Origin of the sequence: Sphingopyxis sp. PAMC25046 (assembly GCF_004795895.1) — a bacterium.
Lineage (GTDB): Bacteria > Pseudomonadota > Alphaproteobacteria > Sphingomonadales > Sphingomonadaceae > Sphingopyxis.
This window is the reverse complement of sequence record NZ_CP039250.1, coordinates 900833-927149: the sequence shown is the minus strand read 5'-3', so window position 1 is coordinate 927149 and position 26317 is coordinate 900833. Positions and strand designations below refer to the sequence as shown.

General features: G+C 65.1%; 24 protein-coding genes. 10 read left to right on the top strand and 14 right to left on the bottom strand.

The features are described from left to right. Nucleotides 1–179 precede the first annotated feature (179 nt). The 3 genes from fsa (at nt 180) to E5675_RS04310 (ending at nt 3305) form a co-directional block, all read left to right on the top strand. A complete protein-coding gene (fsa, locus tag E5675_RS04320; protein ID WP_136173501.1) occupies nt 180–830 on the top strand; it encodes a fructose-6-phosphate aldolase in 651 nt (216 codons plus the stop codon). Nucleotides 831–1006: 176 nt separating this feature from the next. Then, nucleotides 1007–1801, top strand: a complete 795-nt coding sequence (locus E5675_RS04315; RefSeq protein ID WP_136173500.1) for a crotonase/enoyl-CoA hydratase family protein — start codon at nt 1007–1009, stop codon at nt 1799–1801. Between the two features lies 1 nt (nt 1802). After that, entirely contained in the window at nt 1803–3305 is a 1503-nt protein-coding gene (locus tag E5675_RS04310; protein WP_247594776.1) for an acetyl-CoA acetyltransferase, read from the top strand. Between the two features lie 113 nt (nt 3306–3418). Here the strand turns inward: E5675_RS04310 and E5675_RS04305 are convergent, their stop codons facing one another. After that, on the bottom strand, nt 3419–4918 hold the full coding sequence (locus tag E5675_RS04305) for an aldehyde dehydrogenase family protein (RefSeq protein ID WP_210727608.1): 1500 nt from the start codon (nt 4916–4918) through the stop codon (nt 3419–3421). A 97-nt stretch (nt 4919–5015) separates the two neighbouring features. Between E5675_RS04305 and acs the strand changes: the two genes are divergently transcribed. Continuing rightward, nucleotides 5016–6980 (top strand): acetate--CoA ligase, encoded by a 1965-nt coding sequence (gene acs / locus E5675_RS04300; RefSeq protein ID WP_136173498.1) that lies wholly within the window; start codon nt 5016–5018, stop codon nt 6978–6980. A gap of 101 nt (nt 6981–7081) precedes the next feature. Here acs and E5675_RS04295 read toward each other — a convergent pair whose 3' ends face one another. The 8 genes from E5675_RS04295 to E5675_RS04260 all read right to left on the bottom strand — a co-directional run bounded on the left by E5675_RS04295 (nt 7082) and on the right by E5675_RS04260 (nt 16243). After that, nucleotides 7082–8269 (bottom strand): serine hydrolase domain-containing protein, encoded by a 1188-nt coding sequence (locus E5675_RS04295; protein ID WP_136173497.1) that lies wholly within the window; start codon nt 8267–8269, stop codon nt 7082–7084. Nucleotides 8270–8318: 49 nt separating this feature from the next. Then, nucleotides 8319–9050 carry a peptidase gene (locus tag E5675_RS04290; protein ID WP_037554202.1) on the bottom strand — a complete coding sequence of 244 codons (732 nt, stop codon included), beginning with the start codon at nt 9048–9050 and terminating at the stop codon, nt 8319–8321. 48 nt (nt 9051–9098) lie between these two features. Further along, nucleotides 9099–9902, bottom strand: a complete 804-nt coding sequence (locus tag E5675_RS04285) for a transglutaminase family protein (RefSeq protein ID WP_136173496.1) — start codon at nt 9900–9902, stop codon at nt 9099–9101. 2 nt (nt 9903–9904) lie between these two features. Continuing rightward, entirely contained in the window at nt 9905–10849 is a 945-nt protein-coding gene (locus E5675_RS04280; protein WP_136173495.1) for an alpha-E domain-containing protein, read from the bottom strand. 5 nt (nt 10850–10854) lie between these two features. Next, on the bottom strand, nt 10855–12267 hold the full coding sequence (locus tag E5675_RS04275; RefSeq protein ID WP_136173494.1) for a circularly permuted type 2 ATP-grasp protein: 1413 nt from the start codon (nt 12265–12267) through the stop codon (nt 10855–10857). 249 nt (nt 12268–12516) lie between these two features. Further along, nucleotides 12517–15252, bottom strand: a complete 2736-nt coding sequence (gene secA / locus E5675_RS04270; RefSeq protein ID WP_136173493.1) for a preprotein translocase subunit SecA — start codon at nt 15250–15252, stop codon at nt 12517–12519. A 107-nt stretch (nt 15253–15359) separates the two neighbouring features. Beyond that, nucleotides 15360–15626: a hypothetical protein gene (locus E5675_RS04265; protein WP_136173492.1), complete on the bottom strand. Its 267-nt coding sequence runs from the start codon at nt 15624–15626 to the stop codon at nt 15360–15362. Nucleotides 15627–15703: 77 nt separating this feature from the next. Further along, nucleotides 15704–16243, bottom strand: a complete 540-nt coding sequence (locus E5675_RS04260; protein ID WP_136173491.1) for a hypothetical protein — start codon at nt 16241–16243, stop codon at nt 15704–15706. Nucleotides 16244–16353: 110 nt separating this feature from the next. Here E5675_RS04260 and E5675_RS04255 point away from each other — a divergent pair, with 110 nt between their 5' ends. After that, on the top strand, nt 16354–17157 hold the full coding sequence (locus tag E5675_RS04255) for an SDR family oxidoreductase (protein ID WP_136173490.1): 804 nt from the start codon (nt 16354–16356) through the stop codon (nt 17155–17157). Between the two features lie 499 nt (nt 17158–17656). Here the strand turns inward: E5675_RS04255 and E5675_RS04250 are convergent, their stop codons facing one another. Beyond that, nucleotides 17657–18379 carry a head GIN domain-containing protein gene (locus E5675_RS04250; RefSeq protein WP_136173489.1) on the bottom strand — a complete coding sequence of 241 codons (723 nt, stop codon included), beginning with the start codon at nt 18377–18379 and terminating at the stop codon, nt 17657–17659. Nucleotides 18380–18688: 309 nt separating this feature from the next. Further along, nucleotides 18689–19438 (bottom strand): head GIN domain-containing protein, encoded by a 750-nt coding sequence (locus E5675_RS04240; RefSeq protein WP_136173488.1) that lies wholly within the window; start codon nt 19436–19438, stop codon nt 18689–18691. Nucleotides 19439–19557: 119 nt separating this feature from the next. Between E5675_RS04240 and E5675_RS04235 the strand changes: the two genes are divergently transcribed. The 5 genes from E5675_RS04235 to E5675_RS04215 all read left to right on the top strand — a co-directional run bounded on the left by E5675_RS04235 (nt 19558) and on the right by E5675_RS04215 (nt 24432). Further along, the gene (locus tag E5675_RS04235; protein ID WP_136173487.1) at nt 19558–20034 is read left to right on the top strand and encodes a GreA/GreB family elongation factor; all 477 of its coding nucleotides are present in this window, start codon (nt 19558–19560) and stop codon (nt 20032–20034) included. Then, on the top strand, nt 20031–20210 hold the full coding sequence (locus E5675_RS04230) for a hypothetical protein (RefSeq protein ID WP_136173486.1): 180 nt from the start codon (nt 20031–20033) through the stop codon (nt 20208–20210). The genes E5675_RS04235 and E5675_RS04230 overlap by 4 nt, the downstream gene beginning before the upstream one ends. Before the next feature lie 7 nt (nt 20211–20217). Continuing rightward, entirely contained in the window at nt 20218–21390 is a 1173-nt protein-coding gene (locus tag E5675_RS04225; RefSeq protein ID WP_136173485.1) for an NAD(P)/FAD-dependent oxidoreductase, read from the top strand. A 145-nt stretch (nt 21391–21535) separates the two neighbouring features. Beyond that, entirely contained in the window at nt 21536–23347 is a 1812-nt protein-coding gene (locus E5675_RS04220) for a DEAD/DEAH box helicase (protein WP_136173484.1), read from the top strand. Nucleotides 23348–23445: 98 nt separating this feature from the next. After that, complete coding sequence (locus E5675_RS04215; RefSeq protein ID WP_136173483.1) at nt 23446–24432, top strand: quinone oxidoreductase; 987 nt, start codon at nt 23446–23448, stop codon at nt 24430–24432. Between the two features lie 116 nt (nt 24433–24548). Here E5675_RS04215 and fghA read toward each other — a convergent pair whose 3' ends face one another. From fghA to E5675_RS04200, 3 genes are read right to left on the bottom strand one after another with little or no spacing between them, the layout of a single operon-like run. After that, nucleotides 24549–25397: an S-formylglutathione hydrolase gene (fghA, locus tag E5675_RS04210; RefSeq protein ID WP_136173482.1), complete on the bottom strand. Its 849-nt coding sequence runs from the start codon at nt 25395–25397 to the stop codon at nt 24549–24551. After that, entirely contained in the window at nt 25394–25897 is a 504-nt protein-coding gene (locus E5675_RS04205) for a prolyl-tRNA synthetase associated domain-containing protein (RefSeq protein ID WP_136173481.1), read from the bottom strand. The genes fghA and E5675_RS04205 overlap by 4 nt, the downstream gene beginning before the upstream one ends. A gap of 8 nt (nt 25898–25905) precedes the next feature. Continuing rightward, the gene (locus E5675_RS04200; RefSeq protein WP_136173480.1) at nt 25906–26283 is read right to left on the bottom strand and encodes a VOC family protein; all 378 of its coding nucleotides are present in this window, start codon (nt 26281–26283) and stop codon (nt 25906–25908) included. Nucleotides 26284–26317: the final 34 nt, after the last annotated feature.

Here is a 26317-nt window from a genome sequence, read left to right as displayed (position 1 = left end):
TGCCAGACTTGATCCGGCATCCATCGCTGCCCGGTCGTTGTGGACCCCGGATCAAGTCGAACGAGCCATGTGTCTCGTTCGAGGGTGACGAAATAGGCGGAGGACGGTTCAGTTTTCCCGGCCGTTGCTCTAGGGCGAACGCAACAGCCGAATCACCTTCCCAGACGAAAGCCCTTCCCATGAAATTCTTCGCCGACACCGCCGAAATCGCCGACATTCAGGAGCTCGCCGCGACCGGCCTACTCGACGGCGTGACCACCAACCCGTCGCTGATCGCCAAGTCGGGCCGCGACTTCAAGGAAGTGACGAAGGAAATCTGCGCCATCGTCGACGGCCCGGTTTCGGCCGAGGTCGTTGCGCTCGACCATGAAACGATGATGAAGGAGGCCGAGATCCTCCGCAAGATCGCCGACAATGTCTGCATCAAGGTGCCGCTCACGATCGACGGGCTCAAGACGTGCAAGGCGCTGACCGGCGACGGCACGATGGTCAATGTCACCCTCTGCTTCTCGGCAACGCAGGCGCTGCTGGCAGCCAAGGCCGGAGCGACCTTCGTCTCGCCCTTCGTGGGCCGCCACGACGACAATGGTTTCGACGGCATGCAGCTGATTTCGGATATCCGCCTGATCTACGACAATTATGGCTATGAGACCGAGATCCTCGTCGCGAGCGTCCGCCACGGCATCCATGTGCTCGAGGCCGCCAAGATCGGCGCCGACGTGATGACCGCCCCGCCCTCGGTCATCAAGGGGCTGTTCAAGCATATCCTGACCGAAAAGGGCATCGAAGGCTTCCTTGCGGACTGGGCGAAGACCGGCCAGTCGATCTGATCGAATAACGTCGTCCCCGCGAAGGCGGGGACCGCTGGCAACCTTGCGCTACACCGATAGCGGCCCCCGCCTTCGCGGGGGCGACGTTTCTATCGTTGCCTGCCTTCCTCTCACCCTTTCCAGTTGACGTAAACGTCAAGCCATCGCGATACTCGCCCGAAAGGGAGAGATTCGCGATGACCGACACCACCATCCTCACCGAACGCCGCGGCCATGTCCTGATCGTCACGATCAACCGGCCCGAAGCGCGCAACGCGGTCAACGCCGCGGTCCATATCGGCGTCGGCACCGCGCTCGAAGAGGCCGAAAACGATCCCGAAATCCGCGTCGTCGTTATCACCGGCGCCGGCGACAAGAGCTTTTGCGCCGGCGCCGACCTCGTTGCGCTGTCGCGCGGCGAAAGCCTCTACCCCGACGAGCCCGCGCAACAGGCGTGGGGTTTCGCCGGCATGGTGTCGCACCCGATTTCGAAACCGATCATCGCCGCGGTCAACGGCTTTGCCTTTGGCGGCGGCTGCGAGATCGCGTTGATGAGCGACATCATCGTCGCCGCCGATCATGCCCAATTCGGGCTGCCCGAAGTCAAGGTCGGGCTGTTCGCAGCGGCGGGCGGCGCCTTCCGCCTCGCGCAGCAGCTGCCGCGCAAGCTCGCGATGGAATATATGCTCACCGGCGATCCGATCCCCACCGCGCGCGCCGCCGAATTCGGCCTCGTCAATCATGTCGTCCCGCTCGCCGACCTGATGCCCACCGCACTCGCGCTCGCCGAAAAGATCGCCGCCAACGCGCCGCTGTCGGTGCAGGCGTCGAAGCGTGTCGCGCTTGGCATCGAGCAAGGCCGCATTGCCGCCGACGCCCCCTATTGGGATCACAACACCCGCGAACGCAGCGTGCTGATGCGCAGCGAAGACGCGCGCGAAGGCCCGCTTGCCTTCGCGCAGAAGCGCAAACCGGAATGGAAAGCGCGCTGAGATGAGCATGACCGATCCCGAGCTTATTCCGGTCATCATCGGCGTCGGACAGGTCAACGACCGACCCGCCGACCCCGATCAGGGGCTCGACTCCCTCGGGCTGATGGTTGCGGCGCTGGAACTCGCGGCAAAGGATGCCGGCATCCCGCTCGCCGAAATCGACAGTCTCGCGATCGTCGACCAGATCAGCTTCCATCATCTCGGCAAGCTCTGTGAACCGCTCGCCGCGGCGATCGGCGCCAGTCCGGCGATCAATTATCAGTCCGCAGCCCCGCACGGTGACACGCCGGTGCGCCTGCTCAACGAAGCCGCGAACCGCATCGGCGCGGGCGAGGTCAAACTCGCCGCGATCGTCGGCGGCGAAGCATTGCGCACCGCCGCCGGCCGCGCTGCCAAGGCGGCAACCGGCGAGGACAAAAGCTATAACGCGATCCGCAAGGTCGCGACGCGGCGCGAACCCAATTACGCGCAGAAGCACGGCCTCGCCGCGCCGGTCGATGTCTATCCGCTCTATGAAAATGCGACGCGCGCCGCATGGGGCCAAAGCCTTGGCGAAGCGCAGCAGGAAAGCGCCGAAATCTGGTCGCGCTTCTCCGACGTCGCCGCCGCCAACGACGGCGCATGGATTCGCAAACCTGCCTCGCCCGCCGACATCCTGAAAGTCGACGAGCGCAATCGCCCGATCGCTTTTCCCTATTCGAAGCTGATGGTCGCCAACTCCTCGGTCAACCAGGGCGCGGGCTTCCTCGTCGCGAGCCTCGCCGAAGCGCGGCGGCGCGGGATCGCCGAGGACCGGCTGATCTATGTCGGCATGGGCGCAGCAGCGAAGGAACCGCCGAGCATCCTCCACCGCGACCGCTACGACGGCAGCGTCAGTATGGAAACGTCGATCACTCGCACGCTCGACCTCAACGCGATGACCGTCGAGGATTTCGATTTCGTCGAGCTTTACAGTTGCTTCCCCTGCGTGCCGAAGATGGCGCGGCGCATCCTTGGTTGGCCGGCGGATCGGCCCGCAACTGTGTTTGGCGGCCTCACCTTCGGCGGCGGTCCGATCGCCAATTATATGAGCCATGCGGTGGTCTCGATGGTCGAAAGACTGCGCAAGGACGGCCGCTATGGCTTCCTGTTCGCCAATGGCGGCTTCGCGACCGACAATCATTGTATCGTACTGGGGAGCGAACCGATCGCCGCGGCGAGCTTCCCGCAGGATTTCGACCATCAGGACGAGGCCGAAGCGAAGCGCGAGCAGGTGCCCGCGCTGGTCGAGGATTATGCGGGCCCCGCGACGATCGAGAGCTATACGGTATTTTACGGCCGCGATGGCGGCCCGAAGGCGGGGGTGGTGGTGGCGCGCACGCCCGAAGGCGCGCGGACACTCGCGCATGTCGATGCAAGCGACGCCGCGATGCTGGCGTTTCTGACCGATGGGACGCGGGAACCGGTGGGGACGGCGGGACAGATTGTGCCACTGGACGAAGGGTTCGGCTGGCGGGCCGCGTAACCGTTCAAGACCGTTCGTGTCGAGCGAAGTCGAGACACCCAGAAGGCGTGCGCCAACGATGGGCATCTCGACTTCGCTCGATGCGAACGGGAATTGAGATTGGCTTTCTCCCGTTAGATCTCGAACGACACTCCCTGCGCCAACGGCAGCGCGTCCGAATAATTCACCGTATTCGTCGCGCGGCGCATATATTGCCGCCAAGCGTCCGAGCCACTTTCACGCCCGCCGCCGGTTTCCTTCTCGCCGCCGAACGCCCCGCCGATCTCGGCGCCCGACGTGCCGAGATTGACGTTGGCGATCCCGCAGTCGCTTGCAACAAGGAAGCGCTCGGCCTCGCGCATATCGGTGGTGAAGATCGCTGACGACAGACCGGCGGCAACGTCGTTGTGCAATTCGATCACCGCATCGAGCTCATAATAGCGCATCACATAGAGGATCGGCGCGAAGGTCTCTTCGAGCACCGGCCCCACCTGTCCCGGCATCTCGACGAGCGCGGGCCTCACATAGAAGCTCGCGCCTTCGCCGACGCGGCCGCCGCCATGCACGATGCCGCCCGCCGCCTTGGCGGCCGCCAGCGCGTCCTGCATCATCTCGTAGGCAGCGCGGTCGATCAGCGGTCCGACAAGCGCTTCACTCTCCAGCGGGTTGCCAACGCCAACGCTGCCATAGGCGGCCTTCAGCTTCGCGACGAAGCCGTCATAGACGCTGTCGTGCAGGAACAAGCGGCGCGTCGTCGTGCAACGCTGCCCCGCCGTCCCCATCGCGCCGAAGGCGACACCGCGCAGGGCGAGGTCGAGGTCGGCGGAGGGCGCGACGATCACGCCATTGTTGCCGCCAAGTTCGAGGATCGCACGCGCGAACCGCTGCGCGAGACGCGGCGCGACCGCGCGGCCCATCCGCGTCGATCCGGTCGCAGAAACGAGGACGACGCGCCTGTCGTCGACCAGCGCCTCGCCGGCCTCGCGCCCGCCAATCAGCAGCTGTGCCAACCCTTCAGGCGCATCGCCGAAGCGCACCAACGCACGCGTGAAAATCGCCTGCGTCGCCAGCGCGGTCAGCGGCGTCTTTTCCGACGGCTTCCAGACCACACTGTTGCCGCATACGAGCGCGAGCGCAGCGTTCCACGCCCATACCGCGACGGGGAAGTTGAACGCCGAAATCACCCCGACCACGCCGAGTGGATGCCAGACCTCCATCATCCGGTGCCCCGGCCGCTCGGTCGCGATGGTGAGGCCATAGAGTTGGCGCGAAAGCCCGACCGCGAAGTCGCAGATGTCGATCATCTCCTGCACTTCGCCCGCGCCTTCGGACGCGATCTTGCCCGCCTCGATCGTGACAAGCTTGGCCAGATCGTCCTTGGCTGCACGCAGTTCCTCGCCCCACAATCGTACCAGCTCGCCGCGACGCGGCGCCGGGACGTGGCGCCACGCGCGGAACGCCGCGCTCGCATTGGCCAGCACCGCGTCGGTCGCCGCCGCATCGGCGACCTGCACCATTCCGAGCTGCTCGCCGGTCAGCGGCGTCACCGACGGCATCGATCCTTCGCTCCACAGCGCGCGATCGACGCCGATCCGGTCGAGCAGTCCGCCTACCTCTTGGCCCAGTTCAACCATATTCCGTCCCTTCATTGGCGCGCATGCGCCTTGCAGTTTGTGGCTCGCGGGTTATCGCAGCGGGCGAACAATGCAAACCCGAATGGGAGAGTCGCCAGTGTCCGAGTTGCCGCCGTCAGAGCCGCTTGTCCCCGTTCCCGCCGACGCCGCCGCGAATACGCATTGCACCGCCGCCGACTATGACCGGCTCTATGCGGCGAGCATCGCCGATCCCGACGCCTTCTGGGCCGAACAGGCGCAGCGCATCGACTGGATCAAGGCGCCGACAAAGATCGCCGGCTGGTCCTACGACCCGGTCGAGATCAAATGGTATGAGGACGGAATTCTCAACCTCTGCCACAACGCCGTCGACCGCCATGTCGCGGCAGGACATGGCGACCGCACCGCGATCGTCTTCGAACCCGATGCGCCCGATGGCGAGACGCGGCACATCAGCTACAAGACGCTGCTCGCCGACGTCATCCGCTTTGCCAATACGCTGAAAAAGATAGGTGTCCGGAAAGGCGACCGCGTCACCATCTATATGCCAATGATCCCGGAAGGCGCGGTGGCGATGCTCGCCTGCGCGCGCATCGGCGCGGTGCACAGCGTCGTTTTCGGCGGCTTCTCCCCCGAGGCAATCCACGGGCGGATCGAGGATTGCGGCAGCGACTGGGTGATCTGCGCCGACGAAGGCCTGCGCGGCGGCAAGGTGGTGCCGCTGAAGGCCAATGTCGACAAGGCGCTCGAGCGCGTCGATGTGAAGGCGGTGCTCGTCATCGCGCACACCGGCGGCGACGTCGCGATGAAGGAAGGCCGCGACCATTGGTACGACGCGCTGTCGGCCGATGTCGGCGCCGACTGCCCGTGCGAGCCGATGAATGCCGAGGATCCGCTCTTCATCCTCTACACCTCGGGCTCGACCGGAAAGCCGAAGGGCGTGCTCCATACCGTCGGCGGCTATTCGGTGTGGACCGCGAGCACCTTCTGGTACGGCTTCGACTATCGCCCCGGCGAAATCTTCTGGTGCAGCGCCGACATCGGCTGGGTCACCGGACACAGCTACGTCGTCTATGGCCCGCTCCAGAATGGCGCGACGACTTTGATGTTCGAGGGCGTGCCCAATTACCCCGACCACGACCGCTTCTGGCAGGTCGTCGACAAGCATAAGGTCAATATCCTCTACACCGCGCCGACCGCGATCCGCGCGCTGATGCGCGAGGGCGACGATTATGTGACGCGGCATGACCTGTCGTCGCTCCGCCTCCTCGGCAGCGTCGGCGAGCCGATCAATCCCGAGGCGTGGCGTTGGTACCATCAGGTCGTCGGCAAGGGCCACGTTCCCGTGATCGACACCTGGTGGCAAACCGAGACCGGCGGGATCATGATCACCACCCTGCCCGGCGCGCATCCGATGCAGCCGGGCAGCGCAGGGCGCCCTTTCTTTGGTGTCCGCCCGCAACTCGTCGATGCCGAAGGCGCGGTGCTCGTCGACGAGCAGACCGGCGGCGCCTCCGAAGGAAACTTGTGCATCACGCACAGCTGGCCGGGGCAGGCGCGCACCGTCTATGGCGACCATGAACGCTTTATCCAGACCTATTTCTCGACCTACAAAGGCAAATATTTCACCGGCGACGGCTGCCGCCGCGATGCCGATGGCTATTGGCGGATCACCGGCCGCGTCGACGACGTCATCAACGTCTCGGGCCACCGCATGGGTACCGCCGAGGTCGAAAGCGCGCTGGTGCTGCACGACCTTGTCGCCGAGGCGGCGGTCGTCGGCTTCCCGCACGACATCAAGGGCCAAGGCATCTATGCCTATGTCACGCTCAATGCCGGGGTCGAGCCGAACGATGAAGTCGCGGCGGCGCTGAAGCAGCAGGTTCGCACCGAAATCGGCCCGATCGCGACCCCCGATCATATCCATCTGACCCCCGGCCTGCCCAAGACGCGCTCGGGCAAGATCATGCGCCGGATTTTGCGCAAGATCGCCGAGAATGATTTCGGGTCATTGGGCGACACCTCGACCCTCGCCGATCCGAGCCTAGTCGATGGGCTGATCGAGGGGCGGAAGAACCGGTAGAACCGTCGCCCCCGCGAAGGCGGGGGCCGCTGTCGGTTTACGCAGCGATGCGGGGTAAGGCCTATTGCGGCCCTCGCCTTCGCGGGGGCGACGACAAAGGGCTATTCCGACAGCGCCTCGCATAACCGGTCAGTCGCCAGCGCAATCCGCGACTCCGCCGTCTCGCGATTGGAAGGGCTGTTTTCCACACCCTTGGTCTCGGTGTTGAACGCCAGCAGGCTCGCCGCTCGCTGATCGGGACAGAGGCTCAAATAAGCGCGAAAGCCGTTCTGATCGCCATTATGCCCGACGAAGCGCACCCCGGCGCTGCGGTCAATAAAGAAGGACAGGCCGCTCATCGTCGTCGTCGCCATGCGGCCTTGCGTGAAGTCCCGACCCGCCGAAATCTGCGGCACCCACATTTCCTCAAGCGACGCGCTCTTCAGCACCCGATCATAGTCTGCCGCGCGCGCCGCATTGCCAAGCAGGAAGGCGACATATTTTGCCATGTCGGGCATCGGCGCATTGAGCCCGCCGTTCGACACGGTGACGCCGGTATCGACATCGAACGGCGCCGCGACGCGCTTGCCGTTCCTGACATAATAGCTGTGCGAGCGAAACCGCAGCAGATGCGGCGGTGTGCGGTCGAAATAGCTGTCGTGCATCGCCAGCGGCTTCAGGATGTTCTTGTCGATATAGACTTCATAATCCTCGCCCGACAGCCGTTCGATCACCTGCCCCAGATAGACGATACCGGGGTTCGAATAGCCGAAGCGCGAGCCGGGTTTGAACTCGACCGTGGTATAGGGAAGCATCGCGACCAGCTGCGCCCAGCCCCTGGGCTCGAACGGCTGCCAGTCATGCTCGCGCCACGGCCACGTCCCGCTTCGGAACCCCGCGCTGTGGCTCATCAGCTGGCGGAGCGTGATCGCGCCGGTGTCGCCATAGACATTATGCACCGCCGCAAGTTCGGGGACATATTTGACGACCGGATCGTCGAGCGACAACAGCCCGCGGTCGCGCAGCTGCATGATCGCGATCCCGGTCATCGTCTTGGTCACCGACGCCCAGTGGTAGATCGTTCGGGAATCGACCGGCACGTGCGCCGCCGCATCCTGTTCGCCCAGATGATCGGCGGCGACCGTCTGGCCATCGCGCACGAAATAGAAACTGCTCCCCGCAATCTGGGCGCGGTGGGTCTCGGCGCGATGTGTTTCGCGAAAATCGCGGAGCGCGGCATCAAACCCGGCGTCCTCGGCAGCGGCCGGACTGGCGATCAGGGCAAGTGCAGCAACAATCCGGCGCAACATCGGCGTCCCTTTCCGTCATCCCGAAAGACGCGACGGTGGCCGAAGCCGATCAGAAATGGAAGTCGGGAAGCTCGGCCAACGCGATTCCCAGCGCCTCGGCCCAGCCGTGCGACACGCTTTGGAAATAGGCGTCGTCGCGCTCGAAACGCCGCTCGCGCACCGTGGTGAACTCGTCGCGCTCGTGAATCTTGAGGTCGATCGGCAAATCGACCCCCGCATTGGCGCGGATCGTCGAATCGAACGAGACGCAGAGCAGTTTCACCGCATCCTCGAACGACATCGCCGGATCATAGCTGCGCACAATGATCGGGCGGCCATATTTCGTCTCGCCGATTTGGAAGAAAGGATTGTCCTCGCCCGCCTCGATGAAATTGCCCTCGGGATAGATGAGGAACAGCCGCGGGTCCGATCCCTTGATCTGTCCGCCGACGATCAGCGACGCGCGGAAAAGCGATTCGGCGGCGGGGCCTTCGTCATTGTGGCGCATCACGATGCTGCGCAACGTCTCGCCCACGATATTCGCCACCGCGAACATCGACGGCGCGGCCAAGATCGACGGGTGGCGTTCCTCCGGGGCCTTGGTGCGCTCGTCAAGCAGGCTGACGACCGCCTGCGTCGTCGCGAGGTTGCCCGCCGACATCAGCGTGATCACGCGTTCGCCGGGGACGGTCCAGCTGCGCATCTTGCGGACCTGCGAGATGTCGTCGACGCCCGCATTGGTGCGGGTGTCCGACATGAACACCAGCCCCTTGTTCAATCGCATGCCAACGCAATAGGTCATCGTGTCCCGTTTTCCCCGCCCGGATAATTCTCGGCCGCCCCGGCTCGCTTATTGCTGGACCTGCACTTGGACAACCAGATTTTCCTGCGCGGCGCCATAGCGCATGCCGCGAACCGGGGCGGCGTCGCGATAATCGAGCCCCGTCGCGACGCGAATGTAACGCTGGTCTGGCGAATGACCGTTGCTCACGTCGAACCCGATCCAGCCGATATGGTCGAAATGCGCCTCGGCCCAGCCGTGCGTCGCATCCTGATGCGTGCGGTCGTTCATCATCAGATAGCCCGATACATAGCGCGCCGGGTGCCCAAGGTGGCGCATCGCGGCAATGAAGATATGTGCATGGTCCTGACACACCCCGCCTTCGCCGGCGAGCGCCTGCTCCGCGCTCGTTTCAGCATCGGTGACACCGATCCGGTAAGGCAGTCTGTCCAGAATCAGCGCCGACAGCGCGTGTGCGCGCTCGATGTCGTTGGCGAAGTCGCGGCCGAGTTCGGCGGCGAGCGAGCGCACTCCGCGTCCCGCGCGCGTCAGCGACGTCGGGCGGAGGAAGGTCCAGAGCGGCATCGCGCCGCGGTGCGGCCCGATTACCCCGTCCCATGTGATCAATTCGACCTCGCCCGCGCAACGGATGACGAGTTCGCTCGCACCGCTGTCGACCGCGACCAGATCGACGCCATTACCATGATGGTCGGTATAGTGAAGCTGGTGCCCGCCGCCCTCGATCGCGATCGTCCAGCCGTGGATCAATTGCTGCCCCGGCCGCTCCTTCGGCGTCAGCTTGACCTGTTGCAGCGCGTAACGGACCGGGCTGTCATATCGATAATGGGTGATATGTTCGACGCGCAGCCGCATGGTTACTCCACGAACCGGTAGTCGCGCTCGATCTGCCGCGCGAGCGCGGCGTTGGCACGAAGGAAGTCGGTGATAAATTCGTGCAGCCCGCCGTCGAATATCGACGCGATCGGTCGCGACAGCCGGTCGCGGCAGATCGAGGCGCCCATCCGCACAGCCTCGGTCTCCTCGCCATAGGCGTGCTGCAGCCATGCAAGATTGTCGTTCATCTTGTCGCAGCAAAATGACAGACTGCGCGGCATCTGCTTATAGAGGATCAGGAACTCGGCGATCTTGAGCGCGCTGATCTCCGCTCCGTACAGCCAGTGATAGGCGCGATGCGCCGACACCGATCGCAGGATCGTCTCCCACTGCACATTGTCGATCGAACTGCCGATATGCGCGACCGACGGCAGCAGCAGATAATATTTGACGTCGAGGATGCGCGCGGTGTTGTCGGCGCGTTCGAGGAAAGTGCCGACCCGCGCGAAATTATAGCCGTCGTTGCGCAGCATCGTCCCCGCGAAGGCACCGCGCACCAGCCCGCTTTGCTGGCGGATCGCCGCGAGCACGTCGGGCAGGTCGTCCTCGCGCACCTGCCGTTTCAGCAGCGCGCCCAATGTCATCCAGCTCGTGTTGACCGCCTCCCACGCCTCGCGCGTCAGATAGGTGCGCGCGGTCCGCGCATTGTCGCGCGCCTGCTTGATCACCGACATGATACTCGACGGGTTGGCGGGATCGCGCAGCATGAAATCGACGACGCGCTGCGAGCTATAATCCGCGCCATGCGCCTGCCGGAAATAATAGTCCTGCCCCGCGGTGACGAGGACCGAGCGCCATTCGGCCGCCGCGGTGTTCGACCGTGTCAGTGCGATGCGGAAACCCGCGTCGATCAGCCGCGCATTATTCTCGCTGCGTTCGAGATAGCGCGCCATCCAGTAAAGGGAGCCTGCGGTTTTGCCGAGCATCGCCGTCAGTCCTCCAGGACCCAGGTGTCTTTGGTCCCGCCGCCTTGGCTCGAATTGACGACCAGCGATCCCTTGCTCATCGCGACACGCGTCAGCCCGCCGGGCGTGATACGGATCCCCTGCGGCGACATCAACACGAAGGGGCGCAGATCGACGTGGCGCGGCGCCAACCCTGCCTTGGTAAAGATCGGCACGGTCGAGAGCGAGAGCGTCGGCTGCGCGATATAATTGCGCGGGTTCGCCTCCAGCTTGGCGCGGAACGCCGCGATCTCCTTCTTGCTCGCCGCAGGTCCGACGAGCATCCCGTAACCGCCCGACCCGTGCACCTCTTTCACGACCAGTTCGGGCAGGCGTTCGAGTACTTCCGTCAGATGCTCGGGTTCGCTGCATCGCCAGGTCGGCACGTTGGGAAGCAGGGCCTTTTCACCCGTATAGAATTCGATGATGTCGGGCATGTACGAATAAAGCGCCTTGTCGTCGGCGATACCCGTCCCCGGCGCATTGGCGATGGTGATCCCGCCCGCACGGTAAACGTCCCATATCCCCGGCACACCGAGCATCGAGTCCGGCCGGAAATTGAGCGGATCGAGGAAATCGTCGTCGACGCGGCGATAGAGGACGTCGATCGGCGTGTAGCCCTGCGTCGTGCGCATCGCGACGCGGCCCTCGACGACGCGCAGATCATGCCCCTCGACCAGTTCGGCGCCCATCTGGTCGGCGAGGAAGCTGTGCTCGAAATAAGCGCTGTTGTGGATGCCCGGGGTCAGGACAGCGACGGTCGGCGTGCCGCCACATGCCGGTGGGGCACATGCCGCGAGCGATTTCAGGAGTTTGAGCGGATAATCGCTGACCTCGCGCACCGAAATCTTCGCGAACAGCTCGGGGAACATCTGGAGCATCGTCTCCCGGTTCTCGAGCATATAGGACACGCCCGACGGCGTCCGTGCATTGTCCTCGAGCACGTAAAATTCGTCGGCGCCGGTGCGCACGATGTCGATGCCGCTGATGTGGGTATAGATCCCGCCCGGCGGGTCCATGCCCATCATCATCGGCAGAAAGGCCTCGTTGCGCGCGATCAACTCGACCGGCACCCGGCCCGCGCGCAAAATCTCCTGCCGGTGATAGATGTCATGGAGGAAGGCGTTGAGCGCGCGCACGCGCTGCTCGATCCCGCGCGACAGCCGCCGCCATTCACTCGCCGCAATGATGCGCGGGACGACGTCGAAGGGGATCAGGCGTTCGTCGGCCTCATCCTCGCCATAGACGTTGAAGGTGATGCCGGTGGTGCGGAAAAAAGCCTCGGCTTGCTTCGCCTTGCGCTGGATGCGCGCCGCATCCTCGCGGCCGAACCAGTCCGAATATTCGCGATAGGGCGGCCGGACCTCGCCCCCCTGCCCGTAACTTGGCTGTCCCGTCATCTCGTCGAAAAAGGAAATGCGCCGCCCTTTCCACGCAACATGCCACCGTCCGGCCGCGCGTCTCCTCGTGGGCGTGCGCGGCCCCGTCGTTCCTGCCTGCTGCGTCGCTTGTCTGGCTACGCGGCCGCCAAGCTTATGAAGGCGATGCTAATCGCGCCCGCGCACCTTGGCAAGCGGACTCATCGGACAGGATGATACGGTAACTTCAAGGGCTTGCCGCGCGCCCGAGAGCGCGCGGCAAACATTAGATCAGATCGCCCCGTGGCAATGCTTATACTTGCGGCCCGAACCGCAAGGGCACGGCGCGTTGCGGCTGATCTCGAGCGCGGCATAGGGATTTTCGCCCTCGGGCAGGTCGGGCTTCGGCACCTGCATCGGCGGCAGCGTGTTCGCGATCACGCCGAGCGCGCCCGCGTCGATGTCGCCGCTATTGTCCTCGCCGGTGAACGGATCGATATGCGTCGTCAGGAAATCGGGCAGGTCGGGCAGCGGCATCGGCTCGGGCTCCTCGAAGCGCAGATCGATCCGCGCGACGGTGCGCGTTACATCCTCGCGGATGTTCGACAGCATGCGCTCGAACAGCGCGAAGGCTTCCTGCTTATATTCGTTGATCGGCTGCTTCTGGGCATAGGCGCGCAGGAACACGACCTGGCGCAGCGCGTCGAGGGTCGAGAGATGCTCTTTCCAATGATGGTCGAGCGTCTGAAGCAGGATCGACTTCTCAATCCCCTTCCACGTCTCGGCATCGACGAGGCCCGCCTTCTCGGCCGCTACCGCGTCGGCCGCCTGCTGGATGCGCTCCTCGAAGATTTCGGCATCGACCGCATCCTCCTGCATCCAGTCGTCGATCGGCGGCGCGAGGTCGAGGATGTTCGCGACGCGCTCCTTCATCGCCTCGACATCCCACTGTTCGGGATAGCTGCCCGGGGGGCACGCGTCGGCAACGATCGAATTGACCGTCTCGGCGCGCATCGCCGCCATCACCTCGTCGACGGTCTCGCTGTCGATGATCTCGCCGCGCTGTTCATAGATGACCTTGCGCTGGTCGTTCATGACGTTGTCATATTCGACCACCTGCTTGCGGATATCGTAGTTGCGCGCCTCGACCTTCTTCTGCGCGGTCTCGATCGCCTTCGACAGCCACTTCGACCCGATCGCCTCGCCATCCTCCAGATTCTTGTTCATCATCTTGGAGAAGAGCGTGTCGGGACCGAAGATGCGCAAAAGGTCGTCGTCGAGGCAAAGGTAGAATTTCGACAGGCCGGGATCGCCCTGACGCCCCGAGCGGCCGCGCAGCTGGTTGTCGATACGGCGGCTTTCGTGGCGCTCGGTCGCAAGCACGAACAGCCCGCCCGCGGCCTTCACCGCTTCGCGCTCGGCGGCGACTTCGGCCTGGATGCGCGCGATGCCCGCTTCGCGCTCGGGACCTTCGGGCAGGTCCTTGAGCTCGTCGTCGATGCGGAATTCTTCGTTGCCGCCGAGTTTGATGTCGGTGCCGCGGCCCGCCATATTCGTCGCGATCGTCACCGCGCCGGTGCGGCCTGCCTGCGCGACGATATGCGCCTCGCTTTCGTGGAAACGCGCGTTGAGCACGCTGTGCGGCACGCCTTCCTTTTCGAGGTAGGAAGAGAGCAGCTCCGACTTTTCGATCGACACGGTGCCCACGAGCACCGGCTGACCGCGCTCGTTCGCCTCGCGAATCGTCTTGGCGATCGCGCCGAACTTGTCGGTGATATTCTTGTAGAATTCATCCTCGTCGTCGATGCGCGCAATCGGGCGATTGGTCGGGATGTTGACGACATTCATCTTGTAGATGTCGAAGAATTCGGCCGCTTCGGTCGCCGCGGTGCCGGTCATGCCCGAAAGCTTCGGATACATGCGGAAATAATTCTGGAAGGTGATCGAAGCCAGGGTCTGGTTCTCGGGCTCGATCTGGACGCCTTCCTTCGCCTCGACCGCCTGATGCAGCCCGTCGGACCAGCGCCGCCCGTCCATCATGCGGCCGGTGAACTCGTCGATGATCACGACCTTGCCGTCCTTGACGATATAGTCGGTGTCGATCCGGAACATCTGGATCGCCTTCAGTGCCTGGTTGACGTGGTGGACGACCTGCGTGTTTTCGATGTCGTAGAGATTATTGCCCTGGAGCAGCCCGGCGGCTTCGAGCAGGCGTTCGACATGCTCGGTGCCGTCTTCGGTCAGGCTGATCGACTTCGACTTCTCGTCCTTCTCATAATCTTCTTCGCCGAGCTGGAGGACGACCTCGTTGACGCGGATATAGAGTTCGGACTTGTCGTCGGTCGGGCCCGAGATGATCAGCGGGGTGCGCGCCTCGTCGATCAGGATCGAGTCGACCTCGTCGACGATGCCGAAATTGAATTCACGGTGCACCATCTGCGCGCGGTCGAACTTCATATTGTCGCGGAGGTAATCGAACCCCAGCTCGTTGTTCGTCGCGTATGTGATGTCGCTGTTATAGGCGTCGCGGCGCTGCGTCTCGTTAAGGTTGGGGACGATGATCCCGGTGGTGAGGCCAAGGAAGCCATAGACGGTGCCCATCCATTCGGCGTCGCGGCGCGCGAGATAGTCGTTGACGGTCACGACATGGACGCCCTTGCCCTCGAGCGCGTTCAGGTAACAGGGCAAGGTCGCCATCAGCGTCTTGCCCTCGCCCGTCGCCATTTCGGCGATCTCGCCGCGGTGGAGGACGACGCCGCCGATCAGCTGCACATCGAAATGACGCATGCCGAGCGTGCGGACCGCCGCCTCGCGCACCGTCGCAAAGGCCTCGGGCAGGATGTCGTCGAGCGTCTCGCCGGCTTCGAGCCGGTCGCGGAATGCCTGCGTCTGCGCCTGCAGCCCCGCATCATCGAGCGCCTGCATCGCGGGCTCGAACGCATTGATCTTGTCGACGATCTTGCGGATCGAATTGACGTAACGGTCGTTGGACGAGCCGAACAGGCTCTTGGCAAGGCCAGCAAACATCTATTTTTCCTTGAAATATCAATTGAGTTGGCGACCATCGGGTCGCGCGTATGTGCAAAGATGCCCGGCGTGGGCGGCGCCCCGAAACAGGCGCAGGCAAGCTCGCCCTATTCGAGCGCGCGGTCGCTGCCGGTGAGAAGACCGGGAAGATGCGGAGGCGCCGCCTTGCGCGGCTTGCCGCTGCCGGTCGACGTCCGCCGCGGCGCGGTGTTGGTGGTGGGGCGCCGCTCGGTATCGCTCGCTTCGGTCTTGCCCGTCGTTTCGGCCAGCAGGACCAGTGCCCCCATCGCCGCCGGAACGGCAGGCGCGGCAGCAGCCCGGTCGGCGGTCGCCAGGCCGGTCAGCAATGCCAAAAGGGTCAAAAACAACCGCAAGAATCGCCCCTCTATACGTCCGGAGCGTGAAATATTGCGCCCCGTCCCCTGAACATAGGGTGAAAGCCGTGCGGCGTCTAGAGGGCTGCGGCCGCCGCGGGGTCGGTCAGTTCGGGGTTCAAGCCGCGGACTTCGATCAGAAAGCTCTTGGGCTTCTTGAACAATTTGCTCTTGCGATTGACCTGCAGGCCGACCACCTCGGCCAACTCCATCACGAAATGGACGCAATTGCGCTTGTTGAGGCTGTAGCTCGGCTGCTCGCGGTCGCGCCATTCGGCGACCTTCGCCAAGATCCGGCCATAAGTCGCATCGTCGACCGTCACGTCGAACTGGCGGTCGCTCTTTTCGATATAGTCGGGTTTCGATGATTCGACCTTGCCCTTCACCGACCCGAAGAGGATCGCGGGGCTGACCGAAACCGCGGTAAAGCCGTAATTGGCGTCGACCACCTCGCCCGTCGCGTCGAGCGTCCCCTTCATCACGATGAAGGCGTGCGGAAAGCGATCACCGAAATCATGGCTGTAAAAGCTCACGACCACGTCGGCGCGCGCCGGGGTGGTGAAGCCCGCGCACAGCATCAGCAGCGACAGGAGGATCAAGCGAAGGCCGCGGGTCATCCCCGCCCTCTTAGCCAGCGGCGCCCGATCTTGCCAAGCCGCGATTGCCGCTTGACCCCGGCGCCGACTTCGCATCATGTCTCATTGACATCGATGTAAGGAGGGAGCGGATGGCACGGAAGGCGATTTTCATCACCGGGGGCGGATCGGGTATCGGCCGCGCGGTCGCGCGCCATTTCGCCGGACAGGGCTGGTTCGTCGGCATCGCCGACGTCAACCGCGCCGGCATCGACGAGACCGCGGCATTACTCCCGGAAGGTGCGTCCTCGCGCCATGTGATGGACGTGCGCGACCGTGACCAGTGGAAGGCCGCGCTCGAAGAATTCGCGGCGGCGAGCGGCGGCCGCCTCGACGTCCTTTTCAACAATGCCGGCATCGGGTCGGGCGGGCAATATATGGACATGGATCCGGCGGAGGCCGACCGGCTGATCGCGATCAATTTCGGCGGGGTCGTCAACGGCATCTATGCGGCGCTGCCGCTGCTCAGGGCGACGCCAGGGTCGGCGATCCTCAACACCGGATCGGCGTCGGGCTTCTATGGCGTCGCGGGGCTCGCCGTCTATTCGGCAACGAAGTTCGCGGTGCGCGGGCTGACCGAGGCGCTCGAGATCGAGTTCGCCAAGCACGGCATCAAGGTGCGCTCGCTGATGCCCGGCTTCATCGACACGCCGCTGCTCGATCAGGTCAGCGCCGACAGCAACGAACCCGCGCGCACCCGCCTGTCGGCAAGCGGGTTCGAGATTTCGCCGGTCGAGGATGTCGCGCGCGCGGCATGGGACGCCGTGCATGGCGACCGCGTGCACATGCCCGTCGGCAAGATGGCCAGGCGGCTGTCGCGCCTCGCGCGCTGGTTCCCGGGATTGATCGTGCGCCAGTCGAAGAAGATCGACGGGCTGGGCACGGCCGGGCATTGAGGCGCGGCGGCGGCTTTGGGGTAGCCAGCGGACATTCGCGTGGCGCGCGGGTCAACAACTGGGTCGCGGTCTCAATGCCTCAAACCTGCCGATCTTAGCGCCGGGCAGTCCTAGTCGTTTGGTGGACAGCCCGCTTCGCCGACAATGCTCTGCAAACCGGCGCAGTTGCTCGGGTGAGACCTCCGCAGGCACCTCGACCTCGATAAATGGTTCATGACCGTGGCTGTTCGTCACTGTCAAACCCACGCTTCTCACGAAATATAGTGTCCGCCACTTTCGGCGGGGGTGAACGTGCAAGAGTGTGCGGAAAGGTGGGCGGCTCGGACCGCGAGGATAGTCCCACCCGTCGCTATAGAGAACCTTCTGCCTCCAACCGACCGAGCGCCTAAATCCATATTCCGGACGCCACTGCTTCGACTTCGCCAAGCTCTTCATTCTCCCAGATTGCATCGTAGCAGTAATGTCCACAACGGGGCCGAAACCGGCCCTCCCGCCGAACCTATTTCCCCGCCCCACAGGTCACCGATCCGCTGCCGACGTTGCGCACCGTGCACACCGGCCGCCCAAGCACAACGACCTTGCCGATCCCGCGCGCGGTGACCGCGGCGCTCTTGACCGCGTGGAGGATGTGATCGCCCGCGCCCTCGCTGTCGCTGATCAGCTCACCGACCGCCAGCGCGCCGGCATCGACCACGCCCGCACCCGACAGCGTCATCCGCGCGGTCTTGGCGGCGCCGCCGAGCGTCATCGTGCCGTTGCCGATCATCGCGACCTGCAGCCGGTCGGCCGCGATCGCGCCGACGGTCAATTCCCCGGGGCCGCGCAGGCCGACCATCGCGCGCTGCCCCTTGAGCTGGTCGATCCGGAGCGAGCCGGCCCCCGCGAGCGTCGCGCTGTTCAGATGGGCGGCGTTGACGCGAACCGTGACCGGCCCGTGCGGCCGTCGGCGCTTTTCATCGCCCGCGAACTGGCGCTGGCTGATCACCAGCCGGCCGTCGCGGCTTTCGAGGCTCAGCCGGTCGAGCGCGTCCTGCGGCCCCGTCGCGACCGCGCTCACCGGCGCGCGCGTCACCACCTCGACCGCGACGTCGGCATTGACCTCGATTGCCTCGAAACTGGTGAGGCCGAAACGCTTCTCTGCCGCCGATGCGACGCCGGCGAGCGAAAGGGCGCCCGCCGCGACGGCGGCGCCCCTTGCGATACAGGACAGGGTGCTGGTCATGCTGCTGCCCTAACCTTTTCAGGCCGGCAGCACCATAGGCGCCCTAGGGTCAGGACCCATTAATTCCACGTTCGAGGTTTGAAGCGATTTTGCTCAGGGCGAGGAGAAAAGGCGCAGGAATATGAACATATTTCAAGGCTTTTCGACGAAGCCATGGGCAAAATCGGTCAAATCCCGCAGGGACGTCGAAATGGCTTCGATCTCAGGCTTGGGCGGGCTTACAGGTAGCGATGCTACCCGCTGCGCCCGCCCAAGCCCGATATCTTCGCCATTTCGACGCCTCGATCGCGGAATTAATGGGTCCTGACCCTAGTTACAGGTCGCGGTGCCCGAACCCATCGTGCGCGTCGAACATTTGCCGCCGCCGCCGATCGTCGCATCGCCCGATCCCAGGATCGCGATGTCGGCGCTGCCGCTCGCTTTCGCGTCGACGTCGCCCGATCCGGTGATCGACACATCGAGCGTCGTCGCCGCGAGCCCACCCGCTGCGATGTTGCCCGATCCTGTAACCCCGAAATCACCCGATCCGATCGTTCCGCCGCCGATTTCGATATCGCCCGAACCCGACACGGCGACCTTAGCGCTCTTGCCGTTCAGCGTCCCCACCTTGAGGTCGCCCGAACCGGTGACCACCGCCTCGACCGCGTCGCCGTCGACCGCATCGGCGTCGATCTCGCCCGACCCGGTCAGCCGCACCTCGCGGAGCGCCGGCATGGTGATCGCGATGTCGACATCATTGTCGCCGCCGCGGAAGCTGAAGTCCGAATTCTTGCGCCCGATGGACAGCATGTCGCCGTCGAGTTCGATTTCGAGCTCGTCGATGACGGCTTTCGGTCCCTTGGCGCTGATCGAAAAAGCGTCGCCGCGGCGAATGGTGACATCGTCGGGACCCGCGACCTTGACGCCGGTGAAGCCCGTGAGGTCGAAGCTCTGCGTGGTCACCGGCCCCGCATCAACCGTGCGCCGTCCGTTCTTGCCGTCGCTCGTCACTTCGGCGCTGCACGCCGTGACGGTCATCGCGAGAGCCAGCGGCAGCGCCGCCATCGTCCAGTTACGCATCGAAAATCTCCTTCGTGTGTTGCTTGCGTAACACACAGGAGCACGGCCTGTCCAGTGCAAGCCGCCATCTTGTCGCCACCTTCGTGGCCCAGAGGCGCAAATCCTTCAGGAAAGAGACGATGAGCGTAGCCTTTCGCCGCGAGAGCGACGACGAACATAAAGAACCCGAGTTCGAATGGCCGATTCCGGTCGGCGCCAATCTCGTGACCCCACGCGGCCTCCGCCTGCTCGGCGAGGAGGTGGCGCGCCTCGAAACCGCGATCGCAGCCGAAACCGGCGACGACGCGCGCAAGAAATTGCAGCGCCGCCTTCGCTATCTCCATACGCGTCAGGCGACCGCGGAGGTGCAGGCGCCGCCTGGCGACAATGTCGTCGGCATCGGCAGCCGCGTCCGCTATGCGTTGAATGGCGCCGAACGCGCGGTCACGATCGTCGGCCATGACGAGGCCGATCCCGCCGCGGGCCATATCGCCTTCACCGCGCCGCTCGGCCGCGCCTTGATGGGTGCCGAGGCCGGCGACATGGTCGCATTTCAGGGGCGCGACGATGCGATCGAGATTCTCGCCGCCGCCGCCGATCCGGAGGTGATGGCATGAAGGACAGGTTCGAACGACACAAACAGCCGTGGACCGCCGCCGAAATCGACAAGCTTCACACGCTCGCGAAAAAGGGCATGGCGCTGAAAGCGATCGCCAAGGCGCTGACGCGCAGCGAGGAATCGGTGAAGCAACGCGCCAAGGCCGACGGCCTCTCGATCGCGAAGCTGCACTAGGCCTTTCATGACCGCTTTCGATTATGACGCCATCGTGCTGGGTGCCGGCGCGGCCGGGCTGATGTGCGCCGCGGTCGCGGGGCAAAGGGGGCGGCGCGTCCTGCTGCTCGACCATGCCGACCAGGTGGGCAAGAAAATCCTGATCTCGGGCGGCGGGCGGTGCAATTTCACCAACATATATAGCGCGCCCGACCGTTATATCTCGGCGAATCCGCATTTCGCCAAATCGGCGCTCGCGCGCTATACCGCCGCCGATTTCATCGAGCTGGTGAACGCTTACGGGATCGCGCATCACGAAAAGACGCTCGGCCAGCTTTTTTGCGACGGCTCGGCAAAGCAGATCGTCGCGATGCTGCTGGACGAATGCGCGAAGGGCGCGGTCGATGTCCGCTGCGGCCAGCCGGTGCGCGAGGTGACGCATGGCGATGGCGGCTTCCGCGTGAGTTTCGGCGACCAGCCCTTTACCGCCGCCAACCTCGTCATTGCGACCGGCGGGCCGTCGATCCCGAAAATGGGCGCCACCGGCTTCGCCTACGATCTCGCGCGCCGGTTCGCGCTAAAGGTCGTCGAGCCGCGCCCCGCGCTCGTCCCGCTGACGTTGGGCGGCGACGATGTACTGTTCCGCGACCTGTCGGGGGTCGCGACCCCGGTCGAAGCTCGCGCGGGCAAGGCAAGCTTCCGCGAAGCCGCGCTGTTCACGCATAAGGGTCTTTCGGGCCCGGCGATCCTTCAGGTCAGCAGCTATTGGCGGCATGGCGAACCGGTGACGATCGACTTCCTTCCCGATGCGGCGCCGGGCTGGCTGCTCGAAGCCAAGCGCTCTCGCCCACGGGCGACGCTGGCTTCGGCGCTCGCGCTTCCCGACCGGCTCGCCCAGACGCTGGCCGACCGCCTCGCGCTTCCCGGCGAACTCGGCGCGCTCACCGACCGCAAGCTCGCCGACGCCGAGGCGCGCCTCAAGCGCTGGCCGTTCCACCCCAACGGCACCGAGGGTTTCGCGAAGGCCGAGGTCACCGTGGGCGGGATTTCGACTGCAAACCTGTCCTCGCAAACAATGATGGCCAAAAGCGTTCCCGGCCTGTATGCGGTCGGCGAAGCCGTGGACGTCACCGGATGGCTGGGCGGCTATAATTTTCAATGGGCCTGGGCCAGCGGATACGCAGCGGGTCAGGCCCTTTAGGAAAAAACTTAAGAACCATCGTCATGCCGGACTTGATCCGGCATCCACGCGCCATTGCAAAACCTTGGGCGATGGACCCCGGATCAGGTCCGGGGTGACGAACAGAGAATCGGCCGCGCATGGCCGCACAGGATAAGAAGAACATATGGCTTTCGAACATCTCTCGCCCGTCCTTGCGGACGCCCTCACCGCGCGCGGCTATGAAGCGCTTACTCCCGTCCAGGCGCAGGTTAGCGAAGAGGCGGCAAAGGGCCGCGACCTGCTCGTTTCGGCGCAGACCGGCTCGGGCAAGACCGTCGCTTTCGGCCTCGCGATGGCGGACGAACTGCTCGAAGACGGCCGCCTGCCCTTCGCGACCGCGCCGCTTGCGCTGATCGTCGCGCCGACGCGCGAACTCGCGCTGCAGGTCAGCCGCGAACTCGGCTGGCTCTATGCCAAGGCCGGCGCGCGCATCGCGACCTGCGTCGGCGGCATGGATGCGAGCCGCGAGCGCCGCAACCTCAACCAGGGCGTGCATATCGTCGTCGGCACCCCCGGGCGCCTGCGCGACCATCTCGAACGCGGTGCACTCGACCTCGAAGCGCTGCGCGTCGCGGTGCTCGACGAGGCCGACGAAATGCTCGACATGGGGTTCCGCGACGATCTCGAGGAAATCCTCGACGGCACCCCCGATACGCGCCGCACACTTCTCTTCTCGGCGACGCTTCCGAAGCCGATCGTCCAGCTCGCCAAGCGTTACCAGCGCGATGCGCTGCGCATATCAACCGTCGGCGAAGACCGCGGCCATGGCGACATCGCCTATCAGGCGGTGACCGTCGCCCCCGCCGACATCGAAGGCGCGGTGATCAACCTGCTGCGCCTGCACGAAGCCGAGACCGCGATGCTCTTCTGCGCGACGCGCGACAATGTCCGCCGCCTGCACGCGAGCCTGATCGAGCGCGGTTTCGCCGCCGTCGCGCTGTCGGGCGAGCATAGCCAGAACGAGCGCAACCACGCGCTACAGGCGCTGCGCGACCGCCGGGCCAGAGTCTGCGTCGCGACCGACGTCGCCGCGCGCGGCATCGACCTGCCGACGCTCAGCCTCGTCATCCATGTCGAAATTCCGCGCGATGCCGAAACGCTTCAGCACCGTTCGGGCCGCACCGGCCGCGCTGGCAAAAAGGGCACCGCGGTCATCATCGTCCCCTATCCGCGCCGCCGCCGCGTCGACGGCATGCTGCGCGGCGCGCGGATCAACGCTGAATGGATGGACGCGCCGACCGCCGCCGACGTCCGCCAAAAGGATCAGGAACGGCTGATCGAAAAGCTGCTCGCACCCGTCGAGCATGAGCCCGAGGATCTGGAACTCGCCGCGCGGCTGATGGCCGAGCGCAGCCCCGAGGACATCGCGGCCTCGCTCGTCCGCGCGCACCGCGCGCTGATGCCGCCGCCCGAGGATCTGCTCGACAACGGCCCGCGCGGCCGCGAGCGTCCCGAACGCGGTGAGCGTTTTGAACGCCCTGAACGCGGCGGCGGCGACCGCCGCGACGGCTTCGAGGACAGCGTCTGGTTCCGCCTCAATATCGGCCGCCACCAGAATGCCGATCCGCGCTGGATCCTGCCCCTGCTCTGCCGCCGCGGCCATGTGAGCAAGAACGAGATCGGCGCGATCCGCATCGGGCCAAAGGAAACGATGTTCAACATCCCGCGCGCGATCGCCGACCGCTTCGCCGAAGCCGTGGTTCGCACCGCGAACCAGGACGGCGAGGACGACAGCGGCGTGTCGATTACGCCCGCGCCCGACGGCCCGACCTATCCGCCGCGCCGCGACAAAGGCCCACGCGACGCTGGACCGCGCGGCGCACCGGGCGGCCATCGTGCAGGTCCACGTGGACCGCGTGGCCCGGGCGGCCCCGGCGGCAACGAACGCTACAAGCCCAAGCCCTACGGCCAGCGCAGCCCGCGTCGCCCCAAATGAGTTGACCCCCTCCCCTTCGCGGGAGGGGCTTTCATCGCACTGCCCTTGCGCTCTCTGCTCCGGCCCACCAGATGGGCCCGACAGCAGGAGAGCGGCGCATGCAGGCGATTGAGGCTTTCATCGAAAAGCAGGGCGGTCCCGAGGTCATCGACTGGCGCATCGTGACGCTCGCCGATCCCGGCCCCGGACAGGTGCTCGTGCGCCAGACAGCTGTCGGGCTCAACTATATCGACACCTATCACCGCGACGGCACCTATCCGGTCGAGTTGCCCGGCGGGCTCGGCGTCGAGGCGGCGGGCGAGGTGGTCGCGATCGGCGCCGACGTCCACGGCCTCCGCCCCGGGGACCGCGTCGCGACCTTCGGGCCGCAGCGGAGCGCCTATGCGTCAGCGCGGATCGTTCCCGCTTCCTCGCTGTTCAAGCTGCCGCCCGGCATCGACGACGAAACCGCCGCCGCCGCGCTGCTCAAGGCGTGCACGGTCGAAGCGCTCGTCGAACGCTGCGCGAAGGTCGAAGCCGGTATGACGGTGCTCGTCCATGCCGCCGCGGGCGGGGTCGGGCTGATCCTCGTCCAGTGGCTGAAGGCGATCGGCGCGACGGTCATCGGCACCGTCAGCACCGAAGCCAAGGCGCATGCCGCGCGCGAAGCCGGCGCCGACCATGTCATCCGCTACAAGCAGGACGACGTCGCCGCGCACGTCCGCGAAATCACCGACGGACAGGGCGTCCCCGTCACCTTCGACGGCATCGGCATGGCGACCTGGGACGTGTCGCTGCGAGCGACCGCACGGCGCGGACTGATCGTGAGTTACGGCAACGCCGGCGGGCCGGTGACCGGCGTCAACCTTGGCATCCTCGCACAGCATGGGTCGCAGTTCGTGACGCGCCCGACGCTGTTCGATTATTATCACCTGCCCGGCGAACGTGCCGCGGGCGCCGCGCGCGTGTTCGAGATGATCGAGAGCGGCGCGGTGAAGATCACGATCGGCCAGCGTTATTCGCTGGAGGATGCGGCGCGGGCGCATGCCGATCTGGAAGCGGGACGCACGACCGGGTCGACACTGCTGATACCGGAGCACTCTTAGAACCCCCTCCCGCTTGCGGGAGGGGCGGCGAGACTTGCGAGCTTGCTCGCTAGTCGCAGCGCGGAGGATTCGGCAACGTCAAATGCCCTCCCCCAACCCCGCCCTGAAGGGAGGGTTTACGCCTTCAACCGTTCGGCGTGCCACGCTACATGCTCGGCCATGAAGGTCGAGATGAAGAAATAACTGTGGTCATAGCCCGGCTGCATGCGGATATCGGCCTTTTGCCCGTTCCGCTCGCACGCTTCGACCAGCAATCCGGTCTTGAGCTGTTCGGCAAGAAAATTGTCGGCCTCGCCCTGATCGACGAGCAGGTCGGGCACACGCAGCCCCTGATCGAGCAGCGCGCACGCATCATAGGCGTGCCAATCCTCGCGGTCGCCGCCGAGATAGCCGCCGAGCGCCTTTTCGCCCCACGGGCATTGCGACGGCGCGACGATCGGCGAAAAGGCCGACACCGAGCGGAAACGGTCCTGATTGCGAAGGCCGATCGTGAGCGCGCCATGTCCGCCCATCGAGTGGCCGGTGATGCCCTGCCGCGTCAGGTCGGCGCTCGCGAAATTGCGCAGCACCAGCGACGGCAGTTCGTCCTCGACGTACGAGCGCATTCGGTAATGTTTCGCCCACGGCTCGGCGGTCGCATCGACATAAAAGCCCGCGCCGAGTCCGAAATCATAGGCCGCATCGGGATCGTCCGGCACATCCTCACCACGGGGCGACGTGTCGGGCGCGATGAAGATCACGCCATGTTCGGCGCAGGCCGCGCGATATTCGCCCTTCTCCATCACATTGGCGTGGGTGCAGGTCAGCCCCGACAGATACCATAACACCGGCAGCTTCGCGCCGCCGTCATGGTCGGGGACGAAGACCGCGAAGGTCATGTCGGTGCCGGTGGTCGTGCTCGCATGCTTGTAGACGCCTTGCGTGCCTCCATGGCTGCGAACGGTGGAAAGGGTTTCGATGGTCATGCGGGGTCCTGAACGGGAATGGGCGCGACAAGTGGCCGATGTCCCCAATGACGCAGCAAATCGAGGATCGTTGCGCCCGGCAGCCCGAACGTCGCGGTATTGCGGAGCGGATGGACGTTCACCGTTCCCGCCGCAGCCAGCGCTTCGTCGAGCACGACGGTGATACTTCCCGGCACCGCATTGATCGCGGCGAGCGGGGTTACCGAGCCCGGCGAGATGCCGAGCAGGCGCTCCATATCGTCGGCCTTGCCGAAGCTCACCCGCTTGCTGCCAATTGCGGCGGGCAGCGCCTTCAGGTCGACGCGCGACGCGCCGGGGACGGTGACGAGCCAAAAGGCGCCACCATTGTCCTTGAGGAACAGATTCTTGGTATGCGCGCCCGGGATCGCGGCGTTCACCGCATCGCTCTCGGCGACGGTGAACACCGCTTCATGCTCATAGGCGGCGAAGGGGATGGCGAGCGCGCCAAGGTCCGCCAGCAATCCCGCTTCGCCGCGCATAGACGCGATTACATCCGATGGAGCGCGCAGAGCTTGTTACCCGACGGGTCGCGCAGATAAGCGAGATACATCGCGCCGAAACCGCCTTCGCGCACCCCCGGCGGGTCTTCGATCGAGGTGCCGCCATTGGCAACTCCCGCATCGTGCCATGCCTTCGCCTGCTCGGGGCCGTCCATCGCAAACCCGATCGTGCAGCCGTTCCCGATGGTCGCGGGCTGGCCGTCGATCGGCGTTCCGACGAGGAACAGCCCGCCGTTGTGAATATAGATCAGGCGGCCCTTGTCGTCGGTGATCGCGGGCTTCCCGCCGATCGCCTGAAAGGTCGCGTCATAGAATTTCTTCGACGCCTCGATGTCGTTCGATCCGACCATATTGTGACTGTACATGGCTTTCCGCTCCTCCTGATTATGGTTGCGATTC

Bases quoted from the DNA above. Each gene is read 5' to 3' on its own strand.
- E5675_RS04225 (WP_136173485.1), top strand. From the start codon at position 20,218: ATGACCGCTTTCGATTATGACGCCATCGTGCTGGGTGCCGGCGCGGCC.
- secA (WP_136173493.1), bottom strand. From the start codon at position 15,252: ATGTTTGCTGGCCTTGCCAAGAGCCTGTTCGGCTCGTCCAACGACCGT.
- E5675_RS04255 (WP_136173490.1), top strand. From the start codon at position 16,354: ATGGCACGGAAGGCGATTTTCATCACCGGGGGCGGATCGGGTATCGGC.
- E5675_RS04250 (WP_136173489.1), bottom strand. From the start codon at position 18,379: ATGACCAGCACCCTGTCCTGTATCGCAAGGGGCGCCGCCGTCGCGGCG.
- E5675_RS04285 (WP_136173496.1), bottom strand. From the start codon at position 9,902: ATGCGGCTGCGCGTCGAACATATCACCCATTATCGATATGACAGCCCG.
- E5675_RS04305 (WP_210727608.1), bottom strand. From the start codon at position 4,918: ATGGTTGAACTGGGCCAAGAGGTAGGCGGACTGCTCGACCGGATCGGC.
- E5675_RS04315 (WP_136173500.1), top strand. From the start codon at position 1,007: ATGACCGACACCACCATCCTCACCGAACGCCGCGGCCATGTCCTGATC.
- E5675_RS04205 (WP_136173481.1), bottom strand. From the start codon at position 25,897: ATGCGCGGCGAAGCGGGATTGCTGGCGGACCTTGGCGCGCTCGCCATC.
- E5675_RS04310 (WP_247594776.1), top strand. From the start codon at position 1,803: ATGAGCATGACCGATCCCGAGCTTATTCCGGTCATCATCGGCGTCGGA.
- E5675_RS04215 (WP_136173483.1), top strand. From the start codon at position 23,446: ATGCAGGCGATTGAGGCTTTCATCGAAAAGCAGGGCGGTCCCGAGGTC.
- E5675_RS04230 (WP_136173486.1), top strand. From the start codon at position 20,031: ATGAAGGACAGGTTCGAACGACACAAACAGCCGTGGACCGCCGCCGAA.
- E5675_RS04220 (WP_136173484.1), top strand. From the start codon at position 21,536: ATGGCTTTCGAACATCTCTCGCCCGTCCTTGCGGACGCCCTCACCGCG.
- E5675_RS04260 (WP_136173491.1), bottom strand. From the start codon at position 16,243: ATGACCCGCGGCCTTCGCTTGATCCTCCTGTCGCTGCTGATGCTGTGC.
- E5675_RS04295 (WP_136173497.1), bottom strand. From the start codon at position 8,269: ATGTTGCGCCGGATTGTTGCTGCACTTGCCCTGATCGCCAGTCCGGCC.
- fsa (WP_136173501.1), top strand. From the start codon at position 180: ATGAAATTCTTCGCCGACACCGCCGAAATCGCCGACATTCAGGAGCTC.
- E5675_RS04200 (WP_136173480.1), bottom strand. From the start codon at position 26,283: ATGTACAGTCACAATATGGTCGGATCGAACGACATCGAGGCGTCGAAG.
- E5675_RS04240 (WP_136173488.1), bottom strand. From the start codon at position 19,438: ATGCGTAACTGGACGATGGCGGCGCTGCCGCTGGCTCTCGCGATGACC.
- E5675_RS04275 (WP_136173494.1), bottom strand. From the start codon at position 12,267: ATGACGGGACAGCCAAGTTACGGGCAGGGGGGCGAGGTCCGGCCGCCC.
- E5675_RS04290 (WP_037554202.1), bottom strand. From the start codon at position 9,050: ATGACCTATTGCGTTGGCATGCGATTGAACAAGGGGCTGGTGTTCATG.
- E5675_RS04235 (WP_136173487.1), top strand. From the start codon at position 19,558: ATGAGCGTAGCCTTTCGCCGCGAGAGCGACGACGAACATAAAGAACCC.
- fghA (WP_136173482.1), bottom strand. From the start codon at position 25,397: ATGACCATCGAAACCCTTTCCACCGTTCGCAGCCATGGAGGCACGCAA.
- E5675_RS04280 (WP_136173495.1), bottom strand. From the start codon at position 10,849: ATGCTCGGCAAAACCGCAGGCTCCCTTTACTGGATGGCGCGCTATCTC.